Annotated in this window: 11 protein-coding genes and 1 tRNA gene; 3 read left to right on the forward strand and 9 right to left on the reverse strand. The window is 63.8% G+C overall.

Going from position 1 to position 13,612, the window contains the following annotated elements:
• Positions 1-135: 135 nt before the first annotated feature.
• Positions 136-930, forward strand: coding sequence for an ABC transporter permease (locus H926_RS29250; RefSeq protein WP_043610621.1), 795 nt, complete (start codon positions 136-138; stop codon positions 928-930).
• Positions 931-999: 69 nt separating this feature from the next.
• Here H926_RS29250 and hspQ read toward each other — a convergent pair whose 3' ends face one another.
• Positions 1,000-1,392, reverse strand: a complete 393-nt coding sequence (gene hspQ / locus H926_RS0120150; protein ID WP_022677885.1) for a heat shock protein HspQ — start codon at positions 1,390-1,392, stop codon at positions 1,000-1,002.
• A 161-nt stretch (positions 1,393-1,553) separates the two neighbouring features.
• On the opposite strand from hspQ, the gene H926_RS0120155 reads away from it, so the two are divergent.
• Positions 1,554-1,643 (forward strand) — tRNA-Ser (locus H926_RS0120155).
• A 147-nt stretch (positions 1,644-1,790) separates the two neighbouring features.
• Here the strand turns inward: H926_RS0120155 and H926_RS0120160 are convergent.
• The 7 genes from H926_RS0120160 to H926_RS33705 form a co-directional block, all read right to left on the reverse strand.
• Positions 1,791-2,453, reverse strand: a complete 663-nt coding sequence (locus tag H926_RS0120160) for a 4'-phosphopantetheinyl transferase superfamily protein (RefSeq protein WP_022677886.1) — start codon at positions 2,451-2,453, stop codon at positions 1,791-1,793.
• Positions 2,453-6,484, reverse strand: coding sequence for a Pls/PosA family non-ribosomal peptide synthetase (locus H926_RS0120165; protein ID WP_022677887.1), 4,032 nt, complete (start codon positions 6,482-6,484; stop codon positions 2,453-2,455). Before H926_RS0120165 ends, H926_RS0120160 begins: the two co-directional genes overlap by 1 nt.
• A 219-nt stretch (positions 6,485-6,703) precedes the next feature.
• Entirely contained in the window at positions 6,704-8,341 is a 1,638-nt protein-coding gene (locus tag H926_RS0120170; RefSeq protein ID WP_022677888.1) for an FMN-binding glutamate synthase family protein, read from the reverse strand.
• Positions 8,338-10,047: a thiamine pyrophosphate-dependent enzyme gene (locus tag H926_RS0120175; protein WP_022677889.1), complete on the reverse strand. Its 1,710-nt coding sequence runs from the start codon at positions 10,045-10,047 to the stop codon at positions 8,338-8,340. Before H926_RS0120175 ends, H926_RS0120170 begins: the two co-directional genes overlap by 4 nt.
• 267 nt (positions 10,048-10,314) lie before the next feature.
• The gene (locus tag H926_RS0120180; protein ID WP_022677890.1) at positions 10,315-10,527 is read right to left on the reverse strand and encodes an SDR family oxidoreductase; all 213 of its coding nucleotides are present in this window, start codon (positions 10,525-10,527) and stop codon (positions 10,315-10,317) included.
• Between the two features lie 5 nt (positions 10,528-10,532).
• Complete coding sequence (locus H926_RS33700; RefSeq protein ID WP_156306455.1) at positions 10,533-10,706, reverse strand: hypothetical protein; 174 nt, start codon at positions 10,704-10,706, stop codon at positions 10,533-10,535.
• 115 nt (positions 10,707-10,821) lie between these two features.
• Entirely contained in the window at positions 10,822-10,980 is a 159-nt protein-coding gene (locus H926_RS33705; RefSeq protein ID WP_022677892.1) for a cytochrome c family protein, read from the reverse strand.
• A 149-nt stretch (positions 10,981-11,129) separates the two neighbouring features.
• Between H926_RS33705 and H926_RS31100 the strand changes: the two genes are divergently transcribed.
• A complete protein-coding gene (locus H926_RS31100) occupies positions 11,130-13,364 on the forward strand; it encodes a bifunctional diguanylate cyclase/phosphodiesterase (protein ID WP_082209262.1) in 2,235 nt (744 codons plus the stop codon).
• 15 nt (positions 13,365-13,379) lie between these two features.
• Here H926_RS31100 and H926_RS34320 read toward each other — a convergent pair.
• On the reverse strand, positions 13,380-13,612 hold a 233-nt coding region (locus tag H926_RS34320; RefSeq protein WP_202804782.1), incomplete at its 5' end, for a hypothetical protein.

Raw genomic sequence — 13,612 nt, forward strand, 5'->3', positions numbered from 1 at the left:
GCGCCCGTCATGGCCAACCAATTCCCGTCCCCCACCGGAGAAACGAAACCGCTTGAACCGGCAGATGCCTTTGCGGGCACCGCTGCCGGTCATGCCTACGGGCATCTAGCCGGTTTTCCACCGCCCGGACAGCCGATTTTCCGCAGCTTCAACAGTGTCGGGCTCTGGACCCTCTATATGAAGGAGGTGCGGCGTTTCTTCAAGGTGCAGACCCAGACGATCTGGGCACCTGCGGTAACCACGCTGCTTTATCTGATGATATTTACCCTGGCGCTGGGCGGCGGTGGCCGCGTGGTGCTGGGCGTGCCCTTTGCCAGCTTCGTGGCGCCGGGCCTCATCGCCATGGGCATGATCAACAATGCCTTTGCCAATGCCAGCTTCGGGCTGCTTGGAGGCAAGATCCAGGGCACGATCATCGATTACCTGATGCCGCCGGTTTCCGAAGGCGAACTGCTTGCCGCCCTGGTGGGCGCCGCCGTCTCGCGCGCGATCCTGGTCGGCCTTGCCGTGTCAGCCGCCATGATGTTTTGGCCGGGCGTGTCGCTGGAAGTGCGCCATCCCTGGGCCGTCATCTGGTTTGGCCTGATGGGCGCGATCCTGCTGTCGCTGATAGGCGTGGCAACTTCGCTGTGGGCGGAAAAGTTCGATCACAACGCGGCTGTAACCAATTTCATCATCACGCCCATGTCGATGCTGTCGGGCACGTTCTACGTGATTGATCGCCTGGCGCCCGCGTTCCAGACGGTCAGCCGTTTGAACCCGATCTTCTACGTGATCTCGGGCTTCCGCTATGGCTTCCTGGGGCAAAGCGATATCGGCAGCAGCAACATGGCCGTGCTGCATGGCGCGATCGGTTTGGGCGTGCTCAACCTGGTACTCGGCCTTGGCCTCTATGCCCTGCTGCGCACGGGCTGGAAGCTGAAAGCCTGAAGGCTTCACATATGCGAAAAGGCGTCGCTTCCCCGGGGAAACGGCGCCTTTTTTGTTTGTTTCGGGCGGTCAGTGCGACAGGCTGCGCCGCAGGCGATAGCGCCCGTCGGCAAACCCGTCGAACATCTCGCGCAGCGACGGATGGTCTACCGGCCCGGCTTCGGCATCGGCGGCCAGGTTCTGCTGGCTGACATAGGCGACGTAGCTGCTTTCATCGTTCTCGGCGAGGAGGTGATAGAACGGCTGCTCGCGCAGGGGGCGCATGTCTTCGGGAATGGATTCGTACCATTCCTCGCTATTGGCGAAGACCGGATCGATATCGAACACCACGCCGCGAAACCCGAACAGGCGATGGCGCACCACGTCACCGATCGCAAAGAGCGCCTCGCTCACGGCCGGTACGGAAATCTGACGGCCGGCCTGGGGAGAAAAGTAGCTCGTATTTTCGACATGGATGGACATGGAACGAATATAGGTTTGCGGCACTTGCGAAACAAGCAAGGCTTTTGGGGAATATCAGGCTGGGGATAACTCCTCTTTCCGCTTGGCAAGGCCCGAATCGTACGCTAGTGGCGCGGTCCTCGACCGGGGCGGCACACGCCGCCTGACGCACGGCACTTCATGGAGAGGTGGCAGAGTGGTCGAATGCGCCGCACTCGAAATGCGGTGTACGGGCAACCGTACCGTGGGTTCGAATCCCACCCTCTCCGCCATGTGCCCCCTTCGGCAGTACGCCAGGCTACCCTAAAATGCGACGCAACTGCGGGCGAAATGCTGCCTGCTCTCGTGGACTCGAGTGGTGTCGAGACTTGACCTCCGCAATTGTGCACGTCTGGGCACTACTGGCCATGCTGCGGGTCTTACGTGTTTGATCTGCCACACCAAACCGGCCGGGCCAGGGCGGCCAGCAGCCCTCCAAGGTTTGCCAGATCACACAAGGTCCGGCCCTCCCGCGACATGGCGGTTAGCTGATTGCCGCTGACGCAGGTGTGGATGTGGGCGGGATCAATCTGCGCCGCAACGCCCCAGGCTTTGGCGTGGGCTTCCTTGGCTGTCCATCGGCGCAAGGCATCTTGCGCGGTGCCATGGCGCAGTTGATGCCTTTCGCCGATAGTCAGAGCATCAGGTGGCGGCGGTAGTGCCCCGATCGGTTCGATGTCCACCCCCAGGGGACAGCGGGCGATGGCTATGGCGGCATGAGGCCAGTGGCCTGCGACGCTGACATGCCAGCCTTCGGGCGCAGTGACCCGCAAGGCGCCTGCAGGAAGCCTCTCTATCGAAATGCTGTCAGGATGCGCTCCGCTGGCCAGCGCAATCAGCACCTTGGTCAATTGTCGCCGCAGGCTGCGCATGCCGGCCTGTGGGCGGCTTGCCAGGTCTGCCAGATCACTGGAGCGCAAGGGCGCCTGCCGCGCCATGGTCTCCACGATTGGATCGTCGAGCCGCACCACCCAGGCGAAAGGTGCGTCGCCAACGGCGAACCGGCGCGGCAGGGCTCCGGTGTGCCAGACCGGGGCGTGCACTACCCCTGCGCCAACCGCGCCGGTGAGCCTTCCCAGGAGGTGCCGGCCGGGAGGCTTTCGCCCTTCATCACCACGGACAGATCGCCCAGCTGCGCATCCGCGCCAATCTCCGCGTCATACAGCACGATGGCATAGGAGCCGATCGTCGCCCGGTCACCCACCGTCACGCCGCTGACCTTCATCACCCGGTCCTCGAAAAGATGGGTTTGCAGGCCTGCAAAATCATTGAGCGCCACATCATCGCCAATATCGACCAGATCGTATTCGGTCACATCGGTGGTGTCCATGTAACAGCGCTTGCCGATGCGGCAGCCCATCAGACGCAGATAAGCTGGCAGCCATGGCGTGCCACGCAGGGGTTCCAGCAGATTGCTGACGGCCAGGTTTTCATAGGTCGCTGTCACCAGTTCGGTGCGCCAGACAAAGGTGCTCCACAACGGCTGGGTGGTGGGCTTGTAGCGGCCCATCACCAGCCATTTGAGCAGCACCACCGACAGACCGCAGGCCAGCGCAAATCCGACATAGAGGATGGGGAACGCCATCAGGATCAACTGCCCGCCATGAGCCAGATCGTCGAGGTCGCCAACCAGGGACAGCAGGATGTCGAAGAAGGTGAGGAAGAGCGTGAGCGAGAGAATGACGCGCACCGCTTCGATCGAGAGGCGCGTGGCGATCAGCCTGGGGCCGGGCTTGAAGCGGGCGCCCTCGTCGAACATGCCCACCGTCTGGCGCACCGGCAGCGAGATCGGCGGGGAGCCGAACCAGGTTCCATCAGGGCTGGCGGCAGCGCCATCGCGGGGCGGGGCCGAGAGCACGCCAATCAGCACATTGTCGCCAATCGTGGTCCCATTGGGCAGCACCGCCGAATTGCCGATGAACGAGCGTCTGCCAATCCGGGTATGGGCCATTTCGATCACGCCCGGGGCCACGCGGGCCGCGCCGAACAGCACCGCATCGGCAATAAAGCTTTCCGGGCCGATATCTACCAGATCGGGCACGATGGCGGCTGCGGTGGAGATTTCGGCGCGGGCACCCACCTTCACGCCCAGCCCGCGATACCAGGGAGCCACATAGAGCGTCGCATAAATCGGGTGGAGGAGTTGGAGCGCGAGCCCGTTGATCTGCTGGACGAACCAGAAGCGCACATAGAACCAGCTGTAGATCGAATAGCGCCCCGGCTTCACTTTGCCGAGCAGCAGCCATTTGGCCGCAATCGTCAGAACGCACATCAGCACCACGTAGGTGATGGCCAACAAGGGTGCGAGCAGCAGATAGGAGTACCCTTGCGTGTTCCAGTCAATCTCGATCATGGCGATGAGGCCAGGCGCGATGGGCAGAATGGCGACGATGGGCAGGATGAAGGCGGCCAGGGCCAAGGCAATGCCACTCAGTACCCGGCGCATCGGGCTGGCGCCATTGTCGATATGGTGTTCAACCCCCTTGGCCACGCACGCGGCCGGAGAGCCGTTCCAGCGCTCGCCGGCGGGGATGGTGACGCCGGCGGCCAGCGAGGAGAGGTCATCGAGCACTGCGCCATCGCCCAGCGCGGCATTGCGCCCGACCACCGCCATCGAGCCTACCGTTGCCCCTTTGCCCAGAGTGGCTGATCCCAGTCGCAGCATGCCCCGCTCGACCGCGCTGGTTGCCAACATGGCCTGGTCGCTGACCACGGCATCGTCGCCCAATGTGACCAGGTCGGCGACATCGATCGGGCCCCGGCCAATGAAGACCCTCCGGCCGACTTTTGCGCCCAGCATGCGATAATAGAACCGCAGCATGGGTGTGCCGGCCAGATAGGGCGTGGCGATCACTTCGGAAAAGCGCCGCACGAACCACCAGCGGAAATAATAGGCGCCCCACAGCGGATAATCCCCCGCGCGATAGCGGCCGATCACCAGCCATTTGACCACAATCGAGGCGAGCATGGCCAGCGGCGGGATCAACAGGAAGCTGAAACCACTGAGCATCAGGGCGCTCAAGCGGCTCATGTTGCCCGAGAGATGGGTATACGCGAGATAGGGGAAGAACCATTGCAGCCCGGCCACCGTATAGATCGGCAGCAAGGCAATGGTCTGTGCGGCCCAGCAGAGCCAGCGGTGCAGCGCTGGCGTATGGTGAAAGGGTTGTTCCTCCTGGCCGGCTATCGGGGCCGTATCGCCCAGCCTTTGGGCCAGCCCGCGGATGGTCGGCGCCGCGTAGAGGTCCTGGATGGACACCCCCGTCAGGCCCGGTGCCTTGCGCAGTGCCGACACCAGCCGGGCCGCCTTGAGCGAATGGCCGCCAAGATCCTCGAACAGGTCGTCGGTGACCGAGATTTTCTGTGGCGCGAAGGCTTCCGACCAGATGGCGTGAAGCAGTTCTTCCATCGGCGTGGCAGGCGCGGTGACGTCGCGGTCCTCGGCCTGCTCCATGGCGGGGCGCACCAGCGCCTTGCGATCGACCTTGCCCGAGGCGGGCAGGGTGGGCAACGCATCGAGCACCTGATAGGCGGCGGGGCGCATGTAATTGGGCAGGCGCTCACGCACACGCGTGCGCGCCGCATCGAGATCAATCTCGGCGCCAGCACGGGCGACCAGGAAAGCGGCGAGAAATTCCGCGCCATCCTCGTCCTTGAACAGATGGACAACCGCCTGCGCAATGGCCCGGTCCTCGGCGATGACCGCCTCGATCTCGCCGAGTTCGACGCGGAAGCCACGGATTTTCACCTGGGTATCGATGCGGCCGATAAAATCGATGTCCCCCACCGCGTCGAGCCGCACGAGGTCACCCGAACGATAGATCAGGGCTTTCTTGCCATCGGGCCCGTCAAAGGGGGTGTGAACGAATTTTTCTGCGGTAAGATCGGGGCGGCCGACATAGCCTGGCCCCACGCCGGGCCCCCCGATGACCAGTTCACCCTCGGCGCCCGCGGCAACCGGCCACAGGTTCTCGTCCACGATCCACGCGGTATAGCCCGGCAGGGGCCGGCCGATGGTGACGCGGCGGCCCGGCTGTACCTCGGTCCATGTCGCGGTCACCGTGGTTTCGGTTGGGCCATAGGTATTGAGCATGCGCAGGCCCGGACGCGACCACCGCTCGACCAGATCGGGCGGGCAGGCCTCTCCGCCCAGGTTGAGCAGGCGCAGGGCTGGCATGGGTGTTTCAACCAGGGTAAGCAGCGAGGGTACGACGTGCCACACCGTGACGCCTTCGCGCGCCAGCACGATCGCGATATCCGGCCCGGCCTTGGCCAGTGCTTCATCGGCCACCAACAGTTCGGCGCCGACGAAAAAGGCGCTCCACATGGTTTCGACCGACATGTCGAAGGCAAGACTGAAGCCGCCGAATACCTTGTCCTCGGGCGAAAGGGCCAGAATGGCGCTTTCGCTGCGCACCAGATGGCAGGCATTGGCATGGGTGATCATCACGCCCTTGGGCCGGCCGGTCGTGCCCGACGTATAGATGATATAGGCCAGGTCGTGCGGGGTAGCGCCGGTTTCTGCGCGTTCGATGCCGACGGCGTCGAGCGCGGCCAGATCGCCCAGCGCCTCGTCGACCACCAGTGTGGCGACCGCCATGGCCCCGGCGCGCTCGCTTTCGGTGACGACCAGCACGGCTTGGCTGTCTTCCACGATGTAGTCGATACGGTCCTGCGGATAGGTCCAGTCGACCGGCACATAGCAACCACCAGCCCACAGCACCCCGAGGATGGCCATGTATTGATCGAGACTGCGCGGCAGGCAGATCACCACGCGATCGTCGCGCTTGATGCCCATCGCGCGCAACTGCCGGGCGAAGCGCAGGGCGCGGCGGCGCAACTCGGCATAGGTCAGCTCGGTCTTACGGCTGCTTTCCGGGTCGTTGCCCAATTTGCGCACAGCGCAGCGCGCCGTGTGGAGCAGATAGCTCGCCTCAAAGATCTCATGGAGCAGCTCGTCGCGCGCGTAAGGCTCGTCCTCACGCAGCGCGGGCGTAGGGGCGATAGGCGCAAATACCGTGGGTGCGGCAACCTCCTGGGGTACGGCCAGGATGGTTTCGCTCATCGGGTTCATCTGCAATCCTCTCGCCTCGTGGTCGTGCGCCGCGCTCTCGTTAGTCCAGTATTCCTGAATGTGCGAGGTCTGACCTGTTGTTTTCCATTGGCTATCCGGGGTGAGTGGAGGACAGTAGCCGCGATGCAGATGATGGCCGGGGCGTTCTCGGCCCAGAGCGTGTCCCAGCCCCGATCCTCTCACTGCAGTGTATAAGATCGACGTGCTGTCGGTACGGCGTCATGCGCGTCTGGCAAAGCTTTCGGGGTCGGCCTGGCGCCACCATGCCGCAAGGTGCGGATCCCGCGCGCCGTCGAGCAACTCACCCGGTGCCACGAACGGGTAGAGTTCGTCGAACGAGCGCATTTCCGAGGCGTTGATCCTCTGGCGCAGGCTGTCGGGGGTAAATTCGTCCGGCGTGTTCAGGCCGGCTGCCACCACGATATCGTGCAAGGCGTCGAGCGTGGCTTTTTGGAACCGGGCGACGCGTTCGGCCTTTTCCGGCACGACGAGCCCGCGTTGGCGGGCCAGTGACTGGGTCGCGATGCCCGTCGGGCACGTATCGGTGTGGCAGCGCAGCGATTGGACGCAGCCGAGCGAGAACATGAACGGTCGGGCCGCGTTGCACCAGTCTGCGCCCAGCGCCGCGTTCATCGCGATGGCCGCGCCGGAGTTGACCTTGCCCGATGCGGCCAGCTTGACGCGGCCCTTCAGGTTGGTGCCGACCAGGGCATTGCGGGCCAGCATCAGCCCTTCGCGCAGGGGCATGCCCACGCGATCGGACAGTTCGGTCGGGGCCGCACCGGTGCCCCCTTCGGCCCCGTCGATGACGATGAAATCGAGCAGTATCTCCGTCTCGACCATGGCCTTGACCACCGCGAACAACTCGTGCGGATAGCCGACACACAGCTTGATGCCGACTGGCTTGCCACCCGACAGGTCCCGCATCCGGGCGGCGAATTCAAGCAGGCCACGCGGGGTCGAAAAGGCCGTGTGATAGGCCGGCGAAAGACAATCCTCGCCTTCGGGAACATCGCGGATTTTCGCGATTTCCGCTGTGACCTTGGCTCCGGGCAGTAAGCCGCCGTGCCCGGGCTTGGCGCCTTGGCTGAGCTTGATCTCGGTCATCACGACCGCATCATGGCCGGCGCGCTCGCGAAAATGCTCGGGATGGAAATCGCCCTTGGCGTCGCGGCAGCCGAAATAGCCCGAACCGATCTCCCACACGACGTCGCCGCCATGCTTGAGATGGTAGGGAGACAGGCCGCCTTCACCGGTGTCATGATAGAAGCCACCGATCCTGGCGCCCAGATTGAGCGCTTCGATCGCATTGGCGCTGAGCGCGCCGAAACTCATGGCGGAAATGTTGAGCCGCGCCGCCTGGTAGGGCCTGCTGCACTGGTCCGTGCCGACGGTCACGCGCGTATAGCGTTCGGCATTGCGGGTCGGCGCGATCGAGTGGGCCAGCCACTCGTATTCCTCGGAATAGACGTCGAGTTCGGTGCCGAACGGATGGGTCGATACATCGCCCTTGGCTCTGGCATAGACCAGGGCGCGCTCATCATGGCTGAAGGGGCGCCCATCCAGATCGCTTTCGACGATGTAGGAGCGCAGGAACGGGCGCAGCCATTCGAAGAACCAGCGCAGGCGCGCAGAGCCTGGGTAGTTGCGGCGCAGCGAATGGTGGGTCTGCGCGAGGTCGATCACCGTGATCAGCAACAAGGGCAAGAAGAGCAACAGCAGCCACCACGCGCGCGGATGGTCCCAGCCTACCGCAATCGTCCCGATAGTACCGGCCAGCGCCCCGAACAGCAGCACGTTGCGCGACAGCGCATGATCGCGCCACAGCGCCTGGGTGAGGGTAGGGCGCCCGCTCACGCGATCAGGTTCCGGATGATCCCGACCACCTCGCGTCCGCGCCCGCCCAGCACGGCCTTGGCGGAATAGAGCGCCATTCCCGCGACTTGGCCGGGCTTGACCGCCGGTGGCATGACCAGTTCATAGCGGTCGGTGACAACGTCGAGCAGCGCTGTTCCCGGCTCCTGCAACCAGGCCTGGACGGCAGCCTCGAGGTCTTCTGCGCGTTCGACCCGCCGCCCGCTAAAGCCGATCGCTTCGGCAACGCGCGCGAAGTCGGGATTGACCAGCTCGGTATAGGCATCGAGCAGCCCTTCGACCTTCTGCTCGATTTCCACGAAGTCGAGCGCACCGTTGTTGAAGACCACGACCTTGATCGGCAGCTTTTCCTGCACGGCGGTCAGCAGGTCTCCTAGCAACATGGCCAGGCCGCCATCGCCGGACAAGGCAATGACCTGCCGATCGGGGAAGGCAGCCTTGGCCCCCAGCGCCTGCGGCATGGCGTTGGCCATCGTGCCATGGGTTAGGCTGACCACTGTGCGGTTCTGGCCTGTTGCGGCAATGTGGCGCAGCGACCAGACCATGGGCGAGCCACCGTCGGCGGTGAACACCGCGTCTGGCGCGGCATGGCGCGAAATGGTCTGCGTCAGATATTGCGGATGGATCGCGCCGCCCTTGCCGACCGTGGCGTGCTTCGCCTGTGCCGCATGTGCCTTGCGGTGATGATCGAGGCATTCGTCGAGAAAGGCATTGTCGTCGCACGGCGTGATCCGCGGCAGCAGGGCGTCAAGAGTTGGCGCGATATCGCCGACCACCCCCACGTCGACCGGATGCCGGCGGCCGAGGTGCGTGCCGTCGAGGTCGACCTGCAGGATCGTGGCTTTCTCGGGATAGAACTGCCGCCAGGCAAAGTCGCAGCCCAGGAGCAGCAGCACGTCGCAGGAGACCAGCGCGTGATAGCCTGCCTCACTGCCGAAGATGCCGGTCATGCCGACATCGAAGGGATTGTCGTACTCCAGAAAGTCCTTGGCGCGCGATGTCCGCACCACCGGCGCGCGCAGCCGCTCGGCCAGCGCCACGACCGCATCGTGCGCCTGCTCACACCCCGAACCGCCGTAGATCGCGATCCGCCGGCCGCTGTTGAGCGCCGCTGCCAGACGATCCAGTTCCGCGTCCGCAGGGCGAATGACCGGGGCGGCGCGATGCACGGCAAAGTCCGGTTCGTCGGCTGCCTTGGCGCTCGATACATCGGCAGGCACGATCAGCACCGCGACGCCGCGCTTGGCCAGTGCGGCTTGCGCGGCCATCGCCGTCATCCGCCGGGCCTGTCCCGGTGTGCGGATTTCCTCGCAGAACACGCTGCACGAGGCGTAGACTGCCTTGAAATCGACCTCCTGCGGAAAGTCGAAGCCCAGCTCATCCCGCACGATCTGGCTGGCGATCAGCACTACCGGGGCGCGGTTGCGGTGGGATTCGAACAGGCCGTTGATGAAATGCAGGCTGCCCGGGCCGCACGATCCGGCGCAGGCGGCAAGTTTGCCGGTCAGCATCGCATCGGCCCCGGCAGCAAAGCCGCCGGCTTCCTCGTGTCTGACGTGAACCCAGCGGATCGCGCTTGTCCGGATGGCATCGGTGATATGGTTTAGCGTGTCGCCAGGAATGCCATAGCAGCGCTCGACCCCTGCCGCTTCGAGTGTTTTCACGATCACGTCGGCGACGGTGGTCATAGGCTGTTCCTGCTATTGGCTGCTGTCTTGTGCCCGAACGCGCAACCCATGCTTTGGCTTCACGCGATGGTGCAAAAAACATCCGGCCACCGGGTGGAACCTGCCGCGAACGGCCCCAGGTTTTGCAAAGGCGATGGCCAGAGACCTACCCAGCCGCTCTGAGAGTTTTCTGTGGCTGCATAGCAGTTTGCTTCAGTGTCGGTCGGCCCAATGGCGCAGCCGGCCGCACCGGCGCGCACAATCTCCGACTTGATCATCACGCCTACTCTAGCGCGAGAGGTAGCCCGCTTCGGCCGCAAGATTGTGGCCGGTGATATAGCTGGCGGCATCCGAACAGAGCCGTGCGCTGGCTTCGGCGACTTCCTCGGGGCGACCAAAGCGGTTGAACAGGCTGAGTGCGGGCGCAAACTCTGCTTCGGTGTAGCCGCTCGCCTCCAGCGCGCCGCGCAGCATCGGCGTAGCGATCGCGCCGGGCAGCACGGCATTTACGCGTATGCCTTGTCATCGATCCGGAGTTCGACTTTTTTGCGGCATGGCAGCCCGATGACCGGATGATCGCCTTCCACAAGGAATTGCTGGCAGAATTGCAGCAGCAATTCGGATTGGCTTAGAGCGCGGCCCCGTTCAATCCAGCTTGGTGGGGCGGCGCGGGCGATCAAGTCGCGTCACGCCGCCATTACCATTCATATGCGCCGGGGCAGACCGTGGTCGATGATGATTGCGCCCACGCCGCCCAGGCAAGGCGCCATCAGGCCACCCTGCGCTGCCGGCACGTTATTTCAAGCCTTGCAGATAGGCGATGATCACCGCGCGCTTGGTCGGGTCCTTCTCGCCAAAGAACGACATTTTGGTGCCCTTGACCGCACTTTGCGGCGCAGTGATGAACGTGTCGAGCGTCTTGGCATTCCACGTGATGACGCTTGGAAGCCGCACCGCTTGTCTTCCTGCTATCAGGCAACGCGGAACAACCGCGCGCGCGACAAAGTAAAGGATGAGTTGGCGACAGTCTGGCTACATCGGCAAGTGCACGTTTTGCGGGAATAATTTACCCCTGTTTAACGTGTTTCAAGCAGTCTCTACCGATGGCAAAAGTTTTCGCCGCGTTCGGGAAGGTCTCCCGCGTTGCGCTACGCATGTCGCGCGCCGGCAGCACGTCTCACGCGGCGTTGCTGACTGTGCTGATAAGCCTTTCGGTGCTGACCTCGGTGCTTATCGTCACTTTCCTGGTGTGGAACGCCGATGCCCATGCCGACCGGCTGGCGGCCATTTCGATTTCCGGGGCGATCGATCGCGAACGGTCGCGCATCAGCAACGAAACCTACATCAATGCCCATTGGAACGATGCTTTCGCCCACGCCTATGGCACCATGGACGATCCGTGGATCGTGTCGCAATGGGGAACGCCGATCGGCCTGGGCTATGTGATCGATGCAAACGGACGGACGTTGTTTGCGCATCTCCCATCCGGACGGGCGCCCCCGCTTGCTGACCTGATCGGGCCGCGGACTCTCAAGGCCTTGCTGGCCCGGGTACCGGCGAACGAGGCCGCCGTAAGACAGCGCGGCGATGCCATGGTCTTGCTGGGCAAGGCGGGGGACACCCCGGCGTTGATTGCATTTTCGCCGATCGTCCGGGAAAGCGGCCCGGCGACGCTCGACACGTCGACCTATCGTATTTTTGTCGATATCCGCCTTCTCGACAACAAGCTGCTTGCAGAATGGGGCAAAGGCTTTGGCTTGCAGCATCTGCGGTGGGCACAGGGCGGCCGATCCGCGGGCGACGAAGCCTCCACCTTGGTGCGCGACTGGTCGGGTGCGCCGCTCGGCACGATTGCGTGGCAACGCCTTGCTCCGGGGTCTTTGGCCGTTCGCGAGTTATTTCCGATAATCGGCTTTTGCATTGTCCTGTTTCTGGCGGTTGCCGCCCTCATCGCGCGTCGCGTGCAAAGCCTGAACCGAGAACTGGCGATCCAGTCCCACAGCGCCATCGAGGCTGGCCGACAGGAGCGGGAGGCGCGCCTGCTGGCTGATAGCGATGAACTCACCGGGCTCTACAATCGGCGGCGTTTCTATGCCGATCTCGAGCATGCGGCGATCCCGGCCAACCTCGATGCCATGACCGTGGGTTTGATCGATCTCGATCGCTTCAAGCCGATCAACGACACGTTCGGCCACCTGGTGGGAGACGGCGTGCTGATCGAGGTTGCCCGCTTGCTGCGCGACACCGCAGGCCCCGACGCCACGCTCTATCGCCTGGGTGGCGACGAATTTGCGATGATCGTGCAGCTTGATGGCGCGGCCACCTTGCGGCTGGCGGAGACGATCTGTGCCGCGGTGGCAGCGCCGATGCGCATTGGCGACAGGCAGGTGAGCCTTGGGGTCTCGATCGGGCTTGCCCCGTTTGTCGACAGCGAACTCACCCCGGTGGACCTGGCCAAGCGTGCGGACCACGCACTTTACCACGCCAAGCGGGAGAGGCCCGGACAAGCGGTTCCTTTCAATCTCGAACTGGAACGCCGGCTGCTGGACGATCACGTCATCGAGGCGGAACTGCACGCGAGCGAATTCGAAAACGAACTGCATTTTGACGTGCAGCCGATCGTTTCCATGCAATCGGGCGCAGTGGTCGGCGGAGAACTCCTGGCGCGCTGGACGAGTGCGCGCCTGGGCGTAGTCGAGCCACAGCGCTTTGTCGAAATTGCCGAACGCAGCACCGTGATCCATGTGATTACGCGCAATGCCATGCGCCGCGCGTTGGAACTGCTGGACATGCTGCCGCCGGGCAAGACGCTCTCGGTCAACGTATCCGCCTGCGATCTGCACTGCGCCGAGACGGTGGATGCGATGCTTGACATGGTCAGCAATTCGTCTGCCGACCCACGCCGCCTGTGTATCGAGGTGACCGAGACGGCGGTGATGCGCAACCTTGACGCGGCGATCCATGCGCTTCACCGCTTCCGCGCCATTGGCATGCAGGTTGCTCTGGACGATTTCGGCACGGGCTATTCGAGCCTCAGCAATCTTCATCGCCTGCCGCTCGACAAGGTGAAGATCGATCGCAGCTTCGCCCTCAATTTCGACAACAGCTACAGCGTGTCGATCGTCGATGCGGTCGTCAATCTTTGCCATTCGCTGGGGCTATCCTGCATTGTCGAGGGGGTGGAGACGGCGTCACAAGCATTGAAGTTGCAGAAAATCGGTTGCGATCTCATGCAGGGCTATCTGTTCAGCTATCCGTTGAATGCCAACGTCTTCGTGACCTTTGCCGCGCAGTGGTTTGCGCCGAGAGAAGAAGGCCGGCCGCGCATAGCCGGCTGATCCGGCATTTCCGCGCTATTGTTCCGCGTGGCGCACGATCGCCTCGCACAGGCGGTGCGTCGCCAGGATCGCGGCCGTATCGACCGGTCGACGCTCGCGGGCAGCGAGCAGGAAATCGTCGCACATCGCTTCAAAACCCCGTTGCCGGCCAACCGGAACCCAGTCGCCGCGGCGTTGCAGGCTCTGTCTTCCACGCGTGTCGACACGGTCAGCCAGGTTGAGGACAGTGTGGCGGGGGGGGCCGCCCC

Origin of the sequence: Novosphingobium sp. B-7 (assembly GCF_000410615.1) — a bacterium.
Taxonomy (GTDB): Bacteria; Pseudomonadota; Alphaproteobacteria; order Sphingomonadales; family Sphingomonadaceae; genus Novosphingobium; species Novosphingobium capsulatum.